This window comes from Anaerobacillus arseniciselenatis, assembly GCF_001865995.1.
Classification (GTDB): Bacteria; Bacillota; Bacilli; order Bacillales; family Anaerobacillaceae; genus Anaerobacillus; species Anaerobacillus arseniciselenatis.
Window position 1 is genome coordinate 1 of sequence record NZ_MLQQ01000013.1, and the last position, 15,393, is coordinate 15,393.

Consider the following 15,393-nt stretch of genomic DNA (forward strand, 5'->3'; position numbering starts at 1 on the left):
AAGCGTCACATCACCCAAAAGGTAACGCGAGACCTTCTCGCGTGCCCGAACAAAGCGTCACATCACCCAAAAGGTAACGCGAGACCTTCTCGCGTGCCCGAACAAAGCGTCACACCACCCAAAAGGTGACGCTAGACCTTCTCCCGTGCCTGAACAAAGCGTCACACTCAACAAAAGGTAACGCGAGATCTTCTTGCATGCCCGACCCCATAAGGAACCTAACTACTGCACACTCCTCCCATACTATCCATTCGTTGTATGTACAAATCTCTATCCTCATCTAATAACAAAAGTATCAATCATAAAGCTTAATAAAAGCGAAGCGAAAGAAAATCGAACAACATTTTTACATGCGGGATAGTGACGGTAATCGGTTATGAATATTTTGTGCATTGGTACAAAAATAACCAAGTATTCAGGTTGAAAATAAGGATGTTAGTACATACAAACGCTTTCTTTACTTTGTTAAAATTATTTTAGATATTTAAAAATTACAACAAGTAAGGAAAGAGGGCTTTATGTTAAAGAATTTTTCGTTTAATAAAAAATTGTTTTTTATGTTTGTAGTAACTGGGCTTTTACCTTTGCTGGCGGTCGGAATTGCTGCGTATATCATAGCTAAGGGGAACATTACAGATGAAGTTGTTAGTGAAAGTGAACTTTACTTAGAGTTAACGAAAGAAAGGTTAGCAGATTATTTTAGTGAAAAGCGGTCTGAAGGAATCAGCATCGCAAAGTCTAAAGACGTTTATGGAAACTTACATATTTTAATGAATGAGGAAGCGGGTTCACTTGAATATCGCCAAAGTTACAATAGCCTTGATCAGTTTTTACAACTAATTCATGAACAGTATGAATATGATCAAGTGTTTTTAACCGATGATCAAGGGATTGTAAAGTACTCTACAACAAACCAATCTGATTTTGAAGGGTCTAACTTAGAGTTTCGTGATTATTTCATTGATGCGATCAATGGAAAGCAAGTGTGGAGTTCTTTATTTGAGACGACGCAAGACTTTAATGCAGTCGTTTTATCTACCCCTGTCTATGAGGATGGATTTTCTAATAGAGCGATCGGTACGTTAGTATTTTTAGTTCAAGAACAAAGAATTACAGACGTAGTCCATGCTGGAACTGATTTCCTTGGTGCTACTGGAGATGCTTATTTAGTTAACGGTGAAGGAGTCTTTTTTAGTAATACACAAAGAGGCGATTATCAACAGGGCGCAGCATTAAATGAAATATTAGAGACAGAAGCAGCCAACTATTTGCAACAACCCATTTCTAACGGTGATCTTTCATTTTTACATGCTGCACAATACAATAACTATTTAGGTAATGAAGTTTTAGGTAGTTTAGGTGTATTCCAAATGGGTGACGAACCAATGGGAATTGTCATAGAAGTTGAAACGTCTGAGGTGTTTGCCGGACTTTATACGTTAAGAAATTATTTATTGATATCGATTGTTATTGCGACAATCATTGGTTTTGTTATCGCATTTACTTTTGCAAGAAATATGACAAAGCCAATGCATGAAACTGTTCATGTTTTACAACGAATGGCGCAAGGTGACTTCTCAAACGAATTTTCTAAAGATAGTTTAAACCGAAATGATGAAACCGGAAAAATGTCAGTAGCAATAAGTGAAATGCAACATTCGGTAAAACAAATCATTGGAACAGTATTAACTTCTTCGAACCAAGTGGCGAGCTCCTCGCAGCAATTATTAGCAAGTGCTGGTGAAACAAAACAAGCGAGCCAAGAAGTATCGAACTCAATTCAAGAAGTTGCCGAAGGTGCGGAATTACAAGTGAAAAATACACAGGAAACTTCGCAGGTAATGGAGGAAATGGCAGTAGCTATTCAAAAAGTAGCAGAAACGGCATCATATATTACCGACTCTTCTAGAGAGATGTCTACAAAGGCAGGTATCGGGGGCAAAAGTGTTACGGGTGCTGTCACTCAAATGGAACGAATTCAAGAAGAGACAGAGGAAACGACGGCAATTATTGAAACGTTAAAACACGATTCGAGTGAAATCGGAAAGTTCATTCACTTAATTACCGATATTTCTGAGCAAACGAATCTATTAGCCTTAAATGCGGCAATCGAAGCAGCACGTGCTGGGGAAGCAGGTAAAGGTTTTGCTGTAGTTGCAGATGAAATTCGAAAGCTAGCAGATCAAACGAGAAATTCAGCAACAACTGTTTACGATTTAGTCGTCAATATTCAAGACAACACAACCAAAGCAGTTACTTCCATTAATGAAGGCAAGGATGAAGTGAATAAGGGGATTGTCGTTATTGGAGAAGTAGGGAAAATGTTTGAAGAAATTTTTGCATCGGTCAATAATGTCGCTGGTCAAATTGAAGACTTATCAGCAGTAGCTGAGGAAATGTCTGCAAGCTCTGAAGAAGTTACAGCCTCAGTTGCAGAAATGGCAGGAACATCTAAAAACGCTTCTTCAAGTGCTGAAGAAGTAGCTGCTTCTTCACAACAACAACTAGCAGCGATTGAGGAAGTCGCTCACGCATCCAACGAATTGCGAAAAATGGCCGATGAACTTCAAGAAGCATGTGATCGTTTTAAAATATAATTAAATATAACTGAAATATAGGCTGTCTCAATAAATGCGTAGTTCCTATTCTAGTAAGACAGAAAGGGTTCGAACATTTTAAGGAGGCAGCTTTTTGTGGTAAAAGTTGGTTTGTTGGTTAGTGGTTAGTTGGAAAGCAAAACCCTGGACTTTTCCATATTAGATTGTGACGATTAATCGTCATGAGGGTTTTGTATAAAAAAGGCGGTTGATTTCGTGAACGAGCCTCTGAGATTCCTTAGAAGGTCACAGCGAAGAGAGGGAAATCAGCCGCCTTTTCCCTGTTAGATGATGACTATTAATCGTCATGATCGTTTTGTATGGAAAAATATATGTTTAATACGTCATGACAATTGGAAAGGCCTAATTATTTTAAAAAATGTGAACTATGTCACTGAATTCCTTCCAATATATTTTTTATAATCAAGTATTGTGTATACTTGAAAGGATGATTTTTCATGTACAAACGATCAAGGTTTAACGTGGTTTCAGAAACCGATTTAGGAGAGTTAATCGTTTATAACAGTTACAGTGGTGCAATTGCTCTTTTTGATAAAGAAGAGGCCGAAAAAGTACATGGGCTGTTAACGAAAGGTGCATCAGGTGAAACCCATCTTGAACAACAACTTGTTCAACAAGGTTTTCTTGTGAGCAGTGAGATTGATGAGAAAAGACGAGCAACATTTTTACATCAAACGATGCACCGTACCGACTCGATGCATTTAGTCATTTTACCAACGGAGTCGTGTAACTTCCGCTGTACATATTGTTATGAGGATTTTCCACGTGGAAAAATGACCGAAAAAGCAAAACAAGGGTTAAAAAATTACGTTCAACAACAAGGGAAATACCTTAAACAATTAACGGTTAGTTGGTTTGGTGGAGAACCGTTACTAGCCGATGACGTCATCAATGAACTATCAGAAACTTTTTTACAAGTAGCTAATGAGCAAGACTTTGTTTATTCAGCAGAAGTCGCAACGAACGGATATTTATTAACGAAAGATCGCTTTGAACAACTATTGAAAAACGGTGTTCAACAAGTAATGGTTACGATTGACGGTAATGAAGTTGAACATAATCAACGTCGCAAGCTAGCAAACGGTGAAGGTTCATTTGCAACGATCTTCGAAAATTTAAGAAGTTTAAAGGAAGTAGAAGGCGATTTTGAAATCACACTAAGAACGAATTTTGATGAAGAAAGCTTGGCAGCGATGCCAGATTTCATATCTTCGTTGAAAGCTAACTTTGGAGATGATCCACGTTTTAAAACGTATTTTCGACCGGTGGCTCGTTGGGGCGGTAAAAACGATGAGTGCCTGCCGGTTTGTGACCGTAATACGATTGATGAAAAAATTTGGGAGTTTACCGAAAAAGCAATTGAAGAAGGACTTCCGATGAGTGCTTTAATTGCGGGTTCCCTTCAACCGACAGCTTCTGTATGTTATGCAGCAAAGCCAAACTCGTTTATTATCGCAAGTGATGCTCAAATTTTTAAGTGTACGTTAGCGTTTGATGCTGAAGAGAATCAGTTAGGCACACTTGAAGAAGATGGAACACTTAATATTGATTACGATAAAGTAGCTCTTTGGACGACTTCGGGTGAAGAAACCGATGAAAACTGTCAATCGTGTTTTTTTAGACCGGCTTGCCAAGGAAACCATTGTCCGTTTTATCGAAAAGCGACAGGCGATCGCCCCTGCTCTCACGAAAAACGACAAATTAAAAAGGTTTTAAGTTTAATAGCAAAGTAGTTTTGAGTTTAAAAGGCAGTTTTGAGTGAAGAGTTATGAGTTGTATGAGGGATGAGCTTCGTAGTTGCCCACGTGTTAACTCAAAAACGAAATAGAAAAGCTACTGAACACTAAAGCGTTCATAAAGGCTTCACACCAGAAGATGTGGAAACTCAAAAGGAGAAGCTAAAGAAATATTTAACTTTTCCTCACAACAGATCTACACTAGGGATACGCACAGCTTCGAAGCAGTACTAACAATAACTCAAAACTCAAAACTCAAAACTCAAAACTCAAACAAGGAGGTGACAGTAATGAAAATTATTCAACAAGGAGTAACTCCAGTATCAGTAACAACCAAAGGGCAGGTTGTTAAGTCAGTACCAGGAAGCTTTAAATAAGTGATAGGAAGCTACATTTATTTTGTTCTGTAATGCAAAAAAGTTTCACGCAATGATTTTTCTAGCGTGAAACTTTTTTATTTACGAGTTTTCGTCCAGCCACAAAACGTTTACACTTCTTCGTATCAAGTAGTGAGAACAATCCAACTATAAATGATGCAGATTTTTTATTATGCCCAAGTAAAGGGTCCGCTAATAGCTCAGCAAGCTTTGCCCTAATTAATGAGCGTTGAATTATTTCCTTAATAGTGGGCGTATCCCCTCCATGGTCTTTCAATGTAATAATTGTATTTACTTCTTTAACTCATTTAATCCTAAAATAACGATCGCTTGTTGAATGGACGTAACTTTTACTCTAGTATAATAAGCAAACGTGTTTACCATTTTTAAAATTTTATAAGAAAGTGAGATGTCAAATTCGATCATATTCGTAATTTTATCGTTTAAATTCCTTAATCGCCGCAATGCCTCGTCATCGGCTTCAACATCTTCAAGATAAAAAATAGATTCGGAGGATTTCAATATGGCCGTCATTCAACAAACGAAGTCAAGACCAATGCGTTATCGGAAAAAAATTATTATATCTCTTTCTCTACTATTATTCATATCTATGCTCATGGTTGTCACGATATCAATATACGTTGGTCAAAACTTAACGCAGCCCGAAAGACGTGAAATCACGCAATTTCCCACTGATTTTGGTTTGATTTACGAGGATGTTTCATTTTTGAGTAAGAAAGATGATCTTAGCTTAAGTGGTTGGTGGGTGCCAGCTCAAAATGATGGTGTAGAAGTTGAAGCAGAACACACGGTGATTTTTGCTCACGGATATGGAGATGTTCGAACGCAAGAAAAAATAACGACGTTACAGTTAGCGAAAAGATTGACGAATGAAGGTTATCACGTATTGTTATTTGATTTTCGTGGCTCAGGTAAATCAGATGGTGAATTAGTGACGATCGGTCAGTTTGAAAAAGATGATTTGCTTGGTGCAACAAGTTTTGTAAAAGAAGAAAAAGGGTCTGAAAAGATTTCAGTAATCGGTTGGTCAATGGGGGCGGTAACGGCGATTTTAGCAATGACAGAGAGCGATGATATTCGCGCCGTCGTTGCTGACAGTCCTTTTGCAGATTTAGAGGAGTACTTAACAGAAAACTTACCTTACTGGTCAGGATTACCTTCTTTCCCGTTCACATCGTTGATCATTAATATTATCCCGCATCTTTCAGGGATTGTCGCAGAAGAAGTGAGTCCATATCAAGCGGTGGAAAACATCGGTGAAGACCGACTATTCCTTATCCATAGTACAGATGATGAACCTATTCCATACTCAAATAGCGAGCGCATTTTTGGAGCTATTCCAAACACAGAACAAGTAGAACTTTGGGTCACTGAAGGTGGCGGTCACATAGAATCTTATTTAACAGACAAACTAGAATACGAAGAACGAGTTCTCGCATTTTTGCAAAATGAATAATTGTTAGACTATAAAATAACATGTACAGTATAAAAATGACTCTATGCTCCGTAAAATAGATAATGGATTAATGAATTTCATAATTCAATATTATCGCCAATAAGAATCTATATGTAGTTGCGTTAATTCGCTCGCAACTACATATGTTTCATATGGTTCAATTTAGGTAATTATGAAATTCACTCAGATGAGAAACAGTATAATTTAAAGAAGAACAGAAAGGATGCTCGACATTATGAAAGCCGTAATTGACCGATTTGTTGATGGGGAACTGGCGGTTTTACTCGTAGGTGAGGAAGAAAAAGAATATAATGTTCCGATAAAAGATCTTCCTCAAGGTGCAAAAGAAGGTAGTATTGTTAATGTAACGATCACTGATGGTACGATCGTTGCTCTTCAACTATTACTAGAAGAAACGAATGCCCAGCAAAACCGAATGAATGAAAAGTTGAACCAACTAAAATCACGTAAACGAAGTAATTTTAAACGTAATTAAAAAGGTGGGACTGTCCCATAAGTGTCTGACACCATGCAGCGCTTACTAAATATTTGACGTATGGATTTATAAACCGTCTATATTTGGTGCCAAGCGGTGTCTGAAACTTTCTTATGGGACAGTCCCATATTTTTTCTTTTTTTTATGAGCATATTTTAATCGTGGATGAGCATATCTTGGTTTATAGTCAAAATTTGAAATATAATAGTTACGATTGTTTAAAAACTATTTGAAAAAAAGAAAATTTTCTTCACAAAAACGACAATTATTTAAGTAAAGTATTAATAACTATCAAAATAGTGAAAAAACGTTATGTGGCGCTTTTGTGACAGGGTTTTTGGTAGAATTTTGTTATTTGAATGTAAGATAGTAGTTTTGCTTCTGTAAAAGTCTACAATTTATGGTTGTTCAAACCCCGTAAATTTGGTATAAATAAACTAAGCAATCGCTTACAAGAACTAAAATTAAAAATTATCTTAATTTCAAGAAGGTTCTAAAATTAGTAGATTAGTAGCGATGCTTTTATAGGGGGGGTATTTGGTACCCTAATAATGGAAAACTGAATGTTTTTCAGGTGTAAAATTCCTATAATCTAAGAATATCCTTAGGGAGGCGGTTCGGCAGCAAGAATACCTTTCAACTTTCTCATCAAACGGCCCTAGAAACATAGTCTTAGGAGAATTTCACATTGTAAATTTGGTAGGGGGCAATTTTCTATCAATCTTTTTCATCATGGAAAAGTAAGTGAATTACTGAACTTACTTTTACAACCTCAAGTGTTTTTATAACTATTGATACTATCAAAAATAATCATGAATTATTTTTGAATGATAGTAGAGGGAACTTAACTACTGTAAAGTTAGTTTCCCAAAAAAAATTAACCAAGGTATGTAAAATTGAAGTATACGTGAGGAGTGTGAATCAATGCACATTGTTGTTTGTGTTAAGCAAGTCCCGGATACAAAAGTAATTAAAGTAAATCCAAAGACGAACACACTAGATCGTTCAAGTGCACCAGCTATTTTAAACCCTTATGATGCACATGCGGTTGAAGAAGCAGTTCGTTTGAAAGAGCAGCATGGTGGTAAGGTTACTGTCTTATCGATGGGTCCACCACAAGCGGTGAAAGCGATCAAAAAGTGTGTAGAAATAGGTGCTGACGAAGGAGTTCTTATTTCTGACCGAGCATTTGCTGGAGCAGATACGTTAGCGACTAGTTATGCGTTAACCAAAGCGATTGAAAAGATTCAAAAGAAAGAACCGATTTCATTAGTTCTTTGTGGAAAGCATGCGATCGATGGAGACACTGGTCAAGTAGGACCTGGTATTGCTCGTCGTATGGAAATTCCACCAATTACAAATGTTATTAAAATAGAGAATGTTGATAATAAAGAATCAAAAGTGGAAATTCGTCGTAAAATTGAAAACGGATATGAAATCATTCAATCTCAAACTCCTTGTCTATTAACAGTAGAAAAAGAGATTAATGAAGTTGCTTATTCTCCAATGCCAAACATGATTAAAGCTGCTCGTTATGAACCAACCGTTTGGACGGTAGCAGACCTTGATGATGTTGACAAGCAACAGTTAGGTATGAAAGGCTCACCAACAATTGTAGGTAAGATGTGGCCGCCAGCGAAAAGTGAAGGTGCTAAGCTTATTGAAGGCGATGCAAAATCGCAAGTCAAAGAGCTTGTTTCAGCAGTTCTTGAGAAACGTGAGCTATTCGCACAGAAAGGCGGGAAGTAATTATGGCTATGAATATCGAAGAGTACAAAGGTGTATGGGTATTTATCGAGCAAATTGAAGGTGAAGTAGTAGGAGTTTCTTTAGAGTTACTCGGTGCTGGCCGTGCTTTAGCTGATAAGCTAGGAGTAGATCTTTGTGGGGTATTACTCGGACATAATGTAAAAGACCTTAGCCCACAATTATTTGAATACGGTGCTGACAAAGTTTACGTCATCGATGACCCAATCGTAGAACAATATCGTTCTGAAACATATATGAAAGCTGTTGGTGATTTAGTTCGCAAATATAAACCTGAAATTTTCTTATACGGAGCAACAGCTAACGGAAAAGATTTAGCTAGTGCGGTTGCAACAGAAGTTATGACAGGTTTAACAGCAGATACGACAATGCTTGATATTGATTTAGAGAAGCGTTTATTTGAAGCAAGCCGTCCTGCGTTTGGTGGTAACATAATGGCGACGATCCTTTGTAAAAAGCATCGCCCACAAATGGCAACGGTTCGCTCGAAAGTAATGAAGATGTTAGATCCAGAGCCAGGCCGTACTGGTGAAGTCATTGAAGAGACAATCTCGTTAAAAGAAGAAGATCTACGTACGAAAGTACTAGAAATCGTTCGTGATGCGAGTAAAAAGGTAAACTTAGCAGAGGCAGAAATTATTGTTGCTGCTGGTAAAGGCGTGAAGGATGCAGCGGGCTTTAAGTTAGTAACTGACTTAGCTGACGTACTTAATGCAACAGTTGGTGCTAGTCGTGACGTTGTTGAAGCTGGACTCATCGGTCATGAGTACCAAGTAGGTCAAACAGGTGAAACAGTTACACCAAAATTATACTTTGCAATCGGAATTTCCGGAGCTGTTCAACACGTAGTAGGAATGAGTAACTCTGAAACTATTATTGCAATTAATAAAGATCCAGATGCACAAATTTTTAATGCTGCTCACTATGGTGTCGTTGGTGACTTGTTTGAAATCGTTCCAATGTTAACTGAAGAATTTAGAACAGCGTTAAAAGAAGTTGGAGGTGTCAAAACTAATGCCTGAGAAATTTGATGTAATCGTAGTTGGTGCAGGTCCAGGAGGGGCAGCTTGTGCGAATGTATGTGCGAAAAATGGCTTAAAAGTATTAATGGTTGAACGTGGTGAATATCCAGGGTCTAAAAACGTAATGGGTGGTATTTTATACCGCAAGCAAACTGAAGAAATTGTTCCTGAATTTTGGAAGGAAGCACCAATCGAAAGACCAGTGGTTGAACAACGTTTTTGGATGTTAGAAAAAGAATCTATGGTATCAATGGGCTATAAAGGGAAAGAGTGGGCTCAGGAACCTTACAATAACTTTACAGTTCTTCGTGCGCAATTTGACCAATGGTTCGCGCAAAAAGCTGTTGAAGAAGGCGTTCTACTAATCAATGAAACTGTTGTTACAGAGTGCATTCAAGAAGATGGAAAAGTTGTTGGTATTCGTACTGACCGTCCTGATGGCGATATTTATGCGGATGTTGTTGTTTTAGCAGATGGAGTAAACTCACTTTTAGCTAAATCACTTGGAATGCGTAAACCTATGCAAAATGAAGATGTAGCACTTTGTGCAATGGAAGTTCTTAACATGCCAAAAGGTAAAATTAATGACCGTTTCGGTTTAGAAGGAAACGAAGGTTGTTCAGTTGAGATTTTTGGTGATGCAACGAAAGGTGAACTAGGAACAGCATTCTTGTATACGAATAAAGATAGTATCAACATCGGTGTAGGTACAACTTTATCTGGAATGATCCGTTCAAAAATTAAGCCTTATGAATTATTAGAGTATGTAAAAAATCACCCAATGATCCGTCCTTATATTCATGATGGAGAATCGGCTGAGTATTTAGCTCACTTAATTCCAGAAGGTGGTTATAATGCTATCCCTAAACTTGTTGGTAACGGAGTGCTTGTAATTGGCGATGCGGCTCAACTTGTAAACGCAATTCACCGTGAAGGTTCTAACATGGCGATGGCTTCAGGTAAAATGGCAGCAGAAGCCATTGTTAAAGCGAAGCAAAATAAAGACTTCTCAGAAGTTGGCTTAGATTCTTATCGCACAAGCATTTACGATAGCTTTATCGGGCAAGACTTGAAGAAATACAAGGATCTTACTCATACGTTTGAGAACAACCCTCAATACTTAAATGAGTACATTCCATTAATGAACCGTGCAGCAAGCCAGTTCTTTACAATTGACGGCACGCCTAAGTGGGATAAGCAGGCGAAAATTATGAAATCTATGACTGCAGGCCGTGGCAAGTTTGGTGTTGTTAAAGATATTTATCAAGCTTGGAAGGTGATGAAATAATGGCTAAAACAATTGAAGAAAAACAGTATCTCCTACGTTATAATGCAGACCCAAAGTCACATTTAACGATTTTAGACCATAACAAATGCGCAACACAATGTGAAGGTCAAATCTGTACGATCTTCTGCCCAGGCGAAGTGTACAAATGGGAAGGTGACCGTATGTTTGTTGGATACGAAGGTTGCCACGAATGTGGAAGCTGTCGTATCGGCTGTCCAAATGATAATATTAAATGGGAGTATCCAAAAGGCGGACACGGAGTTGTATTCCGTTTAGCCTAATGGATAACATTTGTTAAGACAAAGATTTTCACGAACCTTAAGGAACCGCTAATTCCTTAAGGTTCTTTTCATTTTACTACCTAAAATTGATCATCAATTGGGAGTGATAGTATGAGAAAATCTTTAACACTACTATTAGTTTGTATGGCGACAAACTAACTATGTGATGTTTACACTATTATTATAGTAGAAAGTATAGGAAAATCAACAGAAATGTCTTATGCTTATTGTATATAATGATGAAGTACTACTTGGTCCGCAACTGTAATATCCGCTTTTAAAATTTCCTTCATTTGTTTTAACGCAATATCGTTTGCCGCTTCCGTCTTAGAGGCAATGCAATCTTTTGGAACATAAAGATTAAAACCGCGCATAAAAGCATCGTTAGCGGTAAACTGGACACACATATCCCCAGCAACGCCTGTAATAATGAGTGTATCAATGTTTAAATCATCTAGTAACAACTGAAGGGGCGTTGCATAAAACCCAGAATAAGAAGGTTTTAAGATATGATAATCGCCTATATTTGGTTTTAACAACTTTACGAAAGGTTTATCTCTTTCTTCTTGACGAAGACATTGCTCAACTAGTTCAACAAAATCAAGATCCCAATTTTTAAAATTATCATTAACATATATAATCGGGATATTATACATTTTTGCCCGTTCCTTTAAATTCGCAATATTTTTCGCTGCCGAAAGTGCCTGAGCAAGGAGTTGCTCACCATCGTCAAACTGAAAATCATTGATTACATCAATAAGTATGAGAGCTATATTTGTATGTTCGATGATCGCTCCCCCCTTTATAATTTAAAAGTTAAAATAATTTAATGAATTTCATAATTCATTATTCTCTCCACTAAGATCAATATATAGTTGCGCCAAAACCATTCGCAAACTATATATTGCGTGATGTGGCTCGTTTTTGGTAATTATGAAATTCACTCAATTGATAAAGCTAACGATTAATTTTGTTTCCTTATCTTAATGTGTACAACCTTTATAATTGATATAACAATTTTTATAACGAAGCCCTTAATGTGTACTGTTTTGGAAATATTAGGTAAAATCATACGTATAGAAGCGTTCAATGCGTACGGATTTGAAAAATATAAGGGGAAACTATGCAAAGTTCAGAATTAACGAAAAAATATAACAAACACAGGTTATTTTATGATAAGATATACTGCATAATTAACAAATTACTGAGTTAAAGGGATAAAGTGATTTAGGTTTTTGAGCGAACGTTATTCAATCGCGCTATCCTTTTTATTTTTAGATTTTAATGGGGGGATAATCTTATGGAAGAAAAACATCGAGAAATTTTACAGTTGCTTGAAGAAAATGCAAGAATTCCAGTGGAGACTTTAGCGAAAATGGTTGATTTACCAGTTGCTGAAATAGAAGCGATTATTAAAAAATTAGAAGAGAAAAAAGTGATTGTCGGTTATTCCACAGTAATCGACTGGTCAAAAATCGTTGAAACAGAAACTGTTACAGCGACAATTGATGTAAAAGTGACCCCAAAGCGTGGTGTCGGCTTTGATGATGTTGCTGAAAGAATATACCGCTTTCCAGAAGTGAGAGCATTGTATTTAATGAGTGGAGCTTACGATTTGTCAGTGGTCATTGAAGGAAAAACGATGAATGAGGTCGCGCGTTTTGTATCTGATAAACTTTCAACGATAGATTCGGTTATATCCACAACGACACACTTTCAGTTAAAAAAATATAAGCATGATGGCGTAGTGTTTAGTGACGGTGAAGGTGATCATAGGATCGTGATTACACCATGACACAAAAAACAAAGTCTTCGTTAAGAACATCTAATCTTGTAAATTCAATACAACCATCGGGGATTCGGAAGTTTTTCGATTTGGCTTCATCGATGGAGAATATTATTTCTTTAGGAGTCGGTGAACCTGACTTTATCACACCGTGGGGAGTGCGTGAGGCGTGCATTTCTTCATTAGAACGAGGTTATACTTCGTATACGGCAAATGCAGGGATGATTGAACTGCGCATCGAAATTGCAAATTATATGAAAAAACAGTTTCAGCTTGAATATGATCCGAAAGAACAAATTATTGTTACTGTTGGTGCTAGTGAAGCGCTAGATATTGCATTACGGTCGATTGTTGACCCAGGGGATGAAGTGATCGTTGTAGAGCCTACATTTGTCTCGTATGCTCCGTTAGTTACATTAGCTGGTGGTAATCCGGTTTCTGTTGGCACAACGGCAGAGACGAATTTCCGCCTAACGCCAAGACAACTAAAAGAAGCAATAACAGATCGGACAAAAGCAATTATGCTAAGTTTTCCGAATAATCCAACAGGGTCAACGATGAGCTTAAATGAGCTTAAGGAAATTGCCAAAATAGTTGAAGAACACGATTTAATTGTTTTATCTGACGAGATTTATGCAGAAATGACGTATGACGGTAAACACGCAAGCATCGCTAATATTGATGAAATGAAAGATCGAACTGTTATTATTTCTGGTTTTTCAAAAGCGTTTGCGATGACAGGGTGGAGACTTGGTTTTGTCACTGGACCTAGTGACATCATTAGCGCAATGTTAAAAATTCATCAATATTCAATGATGTGCGCGTCGACAATGGCACAACACGCAGCTCTTGAGGCACTGCAAACTGGCATGGAAGACGTAAAGAAAATGGTTCAAAGCTACAAACAACGCCGCAATTATTTCGTTAAGTCATTTGAAGAGATTGGACTTCCTTGTCACGTTCCAGGTGGAGCATTTTACGCCTTTCCATCGATAAAAAATACAGGTTTCACTTCTGAGGAGTTTGCAGAAAAACTATTATTAGCAGAGCGTGTCGCTGTCGTTCCTGGTCATGTATTTGGAGCTGGTGGTGAAGGGCATATTCGCTGTTCGTATGCAACATCATTAGAAAATTTAAAAGAGGCGGTAGCAAGAATTGACCGATTTCTTGTAAGTTTTAGGTAAGATTTTTGGCTTGTCTAAAACACTATTAACAATTTGGAATAAGTAACACATAAAAAAAGGGAAGTACTGTGCAGTAATAACTGCATGGTACTTTCCTTTTTGAATGAATACAACCTTATTAATGTACAAGATTATAACGCAAAATAAGACGAAGCATTACTGGCTTCTTTAGAACAGATTATGCTACATCTGTTTTAGATGTCTTTTCCTTTAAATCAATTCTGTGAAAAACAACTGCCATTGTAGCACCTAATGTAAGATTTATTACTACAGCAATTACAGCAGGGATAGCCGCAAGAGGGCTAATGTATTCCATCGCAAGTAAGGCGGCTAATGCTGTATTACATATTCCTGTTTGAAATAACATTGCCCGACATTCGCCTTCACGAAAACGGAAGAGTTTAGCAACGTAATAGCCCGCAATCATCGAAAATAATACTTGTAAAAATACAACGAAAATTAATAGAGGCATTAATGGCAAATTCACAGAAATTGCATCTTGCGCAGATGAAACAGTTGCTAAAACGATAATAAAAAGGGCAATTGCTGAAAAAGGGGTTACAAATGGTTTAATGTTCTCAACTGACTTTCCCCACTTCCATTGACTAAATAGGCCAATCGAAATCGGAATAAAAATAATGTAAACCATTTTGAGAAAAAATGGCCAAAATGCAATATAAATGAGTTGCCCAGCAAAGGCTTTAACCACCATTGGTGTAAGAAAAGGGCCGATAATGGTATCGATTATTGACATCGATATACTTAGAACGGTTGCTCCGTTTGCCATAAATGTGTACAAATTAGCTGACGTTCCACCTGGGACTGCGCCAGACAATATTATACCTGTTGCAATCTCAGGAGAGGTTCGAAAAAATACTAAAGCTAAAACCATTGAAATGCTAACAGTCATTACCCACTTTAAAAAAATACCGAGAAAAGCTAGCTTAGGCTTTTTTAAAAAGGCGATAAATTGATTTGCAGGTAAGGAGAGTCCCATGATAAAAATGATAAAAGCAAGGGCAGGACCTGGCCATTTTTCTAATACAAAAAATAGAGATGGAAAAAAATAAGCAATGATAGCAAAAGAAATGATCCAGAGCGGCATAAATTTCGTGATCAAGTAGTTAATAATCTTAAGAGCTTTCAACTAACCCCTCCCCAAAAAGAATTTGTTCTAATTTCATGAATTTCATAATTCATTATTTTCGCCACGAAGATCAATATATAGTTGCGTAATGTGGCTCGTTTTTGGTAATTATGAAATTAATTGTAAACTAAATGCAGAAATTTGCAAATTTTAGATTGGACATAAAAAAAGACAAAACTTTTAAAAGTTTTGCCTAAAAATAGGGGGAATACTA

13 protein-coding genes are annotated in these 15,393 nt (G+C 37.2%); 10 read left to right on the forward strand and 3 right to left on the reverse strand.

What is annotated here, in order from left to right; all coding sequences use genetic code 11:
- The first annotated feature begins 518 nt into the window (after positions 1-518).
- Together BKP35_RS08365 and BKP35_RS08370 are read left to right on the forward strand one after the other, a co-directional pair.
- Positions 519-2,597, forward strand: coding sequence for a methyl-accepting chemotaxis protein (locus tag BKP35_RS08365; RefSeq protein WP_071312895.1), 2,079 nt, complete (start codon positions 519-521; stop codon positions 2,595-2,597).
- 458 nt (positions 2,598-3,055) lie between these two features.
- Positions 3,056-4,351, forward strand: a complete 1,296-nt coding sequence (locus tag BKP35_RS08370; RefSeq protein WP_071312896.1) for a radical SAM/SPASM domain-containing protein — start codon at positions 3,056-3,058, stop codon at positions 4,349-4,351.
- Positions 4,352-5,022: 671 nt separating this feature from the next.
- Here BKP35_RS08370 and BKP35_RS08375 read toward each other — a convergent pair.
- A complete protein-coding gene (locus tag BKP35_RS08375; RefSeq protein ID WP_084031534.1) occupies positions 5,023-5,265 on the reverse strand; it encodes an HDOD domain-containing protein in 243 nt (80 codons plus the stop codon).
- Between BKP35_RS08375 and BKP35_RS08380 the strand changes: the two genes are divergently transcribed.
- The 6 genes from BKP35_RS08380 to BKP35_RS08405 all read left to right on the forward strand — a co-directional run bounded on the left by BKP35_RS08380 (position 5,255) and on the right by BKP35_RS08405 (position 11,062).
- A complete protein-coding gene (locus BKP35_RS08380; protein ID WP_071312898.1) occupies positions 5,255-6,208 on the forward strand; it encodes an alpha/beta hydrolase in 954 nt (317 codons plus the stop codon). The two genes, BKP35_RS08375 and BKP35_RS08380, sit on opposite strands and share 11 nt — an antisense overlap.
- Positions 6,209-6,443: 235 nt before the next feature.
- A complete protein-coding gene (locus BKP35_RS08385; protein WP_169819174.1) occupies positions 6,444-6,704 on the forward strand; it encodes a DUF3006 domain-containing protein in 261 nt (86 codons plus the stop codon).
- A gap of 924 nt (positions 6,705-7,628) precedes the next feature.
- Positions 7,629-8,453, forward strand: coding sequence for an electron transfer flavoprotein subunit beta/FixA family protein (locus tag BKP35_RS08390; protein ID WP_071312900.1), 825 nt, complete (start codon positions 7,629-7,631; stop codon positions 8,451-8,453).
- An 8-nt stretch (positions 8,454-8,461) separates the two neighbouring features.
- The gene (locus BKP35_RS08395) at positions 8,462-9,493 is read left to right on the forward strand and encodes an electron transfer flavoprotein subunit alpha/FixB family protein (protein WP_071312991.1); all 1,032 of its coding nucleotides are present in this window, start codon (positions 8,462-8,464) and stop codon (positions 9,491-9,493) included.
- Positions 9,486-10,781, forward strand: a complete 1,296-nt coding sequence (locus tag BKP35_RS08400) for an FAD-dependent oxidoreductase (protein ID WP_071312901.1) — start codon at positions 9,486-9,488, stop codon at positions 10,779-10,781. The genes BKP35_RS08395 and BKP35_RS08400 overlap by 8 nt, the downstream gene beginning before the upstream one ends.
- Positions 10,781-11,062, forward strand: coding sequence for a ferredoxin family protein (locus BKP35_RS08405; RefSeq protein ID WP_071312902.1), 282 nt, complete (start codon positions 10,781-10,783; stop codon positions 11,060-11,062). The genes BKP35_RS08400 and BKP35_RS08405 overlap by 1 nt, the downstream gene beginning before the upstream one ends.
- Positions 11,063-11,286: 224 nt before the next feature.
- Here the strand turns inward: BKP35_RS08405 and BKP35_RS08410 are convergent, their stop codons facing one another.
- A complete protein-coding gene (locus BKP35_RS08410) occupies positions 11,287-11,871 on the reverse strand; it encodes an isochorismatase family protein (RefSeq protein ID WP_084031535.1) in 585 nt (194 codons plus the stop codon).
- A gap of 491 nt (positions 11,872-12,362) precedes the next feature.
- Between BKP35_RS08410 and BKP35_RS08415 the strand changes: the two genes are divergently transcribed.
- Together BKP35_RS08415 and BKP35_RS08420 are read left to right on the forward strand one after the other, a co-directional pair.
- The gene (locus BKP35_RS08415) at positions 12,363-12,857 is read left to right on the forward strand and encodes an Lrp/AsnC family transcriptional regulator (protein ID WP_071312904.1); all 495 of its coding nucleotides are present in this window, start codon (positions 12,363-12,365) and stop codon (positions 12,855-12,857) included.
- The gene (locus BKP35_RS08420) at positions 12,854-14,032 is read left to right on the forward strand and encodes an aminotransferase (RefSeq protein ID WP_071312905.1); all 1,179 of its coding nucleotides are present in this window, start codon (positions 12,854-12,856) and stop codon (positions 14,030-14,032) included. Before BKP35_RS08415 ends, BKP35_RS08420 begins: the two co-directional genes overlap by 4 nt.
- 178 nt (positions 14,033-14,210) lie before the next feature.
- Here the strand turns inward: BKP35_RS08420 and BKP35_RS08425 are convergent, their stop codons facing one another.
- Positions 14,211-15,179, reverse strand: coding sequence for a bile acid:sodium symporter family protein (locus BKP35_RS08425; RefSeq protein ID WP_071312906.1), 969 nt, complete (start codon positions 15,177-15,179; stop codon positions 14,211-14,213).
- Positions 15,180-15,393: the final 214 nt, after the last annotated feature.

Excerpts from the sequence above, each read along its gene's own strand:
- BKP35_RS08365 (WP_071312895.1), top strand. The coding sequence starts at position 519 with ATGTTAAAGAATTTTTCGTTTAATAAAAAATTGTTTTTTATGTTTGTA.
- BKP35_RS08370 (WP_071312896.1), top strand. The coding sequence starts at position 3,056 with ATGTACAAACGATCAAGGTTTAACGTGGTTTCAGAAACCGATTTAGGA.
- BKP35_RS08380 (WP_071312898.1), top strand. The coding sequence starts at position 5,255 with ATGGCCGTCATTCAACAAACGAAGTCAAGACCAATGCGTTATCGGAAA.
- BKP35_RS08375 (WP_084031534.1), bottom strand. The coding sequence starts at position 5,265 with ATGACGGCCATATTGAAATCCTCCGAATCTATTTTTTATCTTGAAGAT.
- BKP35_RS08385 (WP_169819174.1), top strand. The coding sequence starts at position 6,444 with ATGAAAGCCGTAATTGACCGATTTGTTGATGGGGAACTGGCGGTTTTA.
- BKP35_RS08390 (WP_071312900.1), top strand. The coding sequence starts at position 7,629 with ATGCACATTGTTGTTTGTGTTAAGCAAGTCCCGGATACAAAAGTAATT.
- BKP35_RS08395 (WP_071312991.1), top strand. The coding sequence starts at position 8,462 with ATGAATATCGAAGAGTACAAAGGTGTATGGGTATTTATCGAGCAAATT.
- BKP35_RS08400 (WP_071312901.1), top strand. The coding sequence starts at position 9,486 with ATGCCTGAGAAATTTGATGTAATCGTAGTTGGTGCAGGTCCAGGAGGG.
- BKP35_RS08405 (WP_071312902.1), top strand. The coding sequence starts at position 10,781 with ATGGCTAAAACAATTGAAGAAAAACAGTATCTCCTACGTTATAATGCA.
- BKP35_RS08415 (WP_071312904.1), top strand. The coding sequence starts at position 12,363 with ATGGAAGAAAAACATCGAGAAATTTTACAGTTGCTTGAAGAAAATGCA.
- BKP35_RS08420 (WP_071312905.1), top strand. The coding sequence starts at position 12,854 with ATGACACAAAAAACAAAGTCTTCGTTAAGAACATCTAATCTTGTAAAT.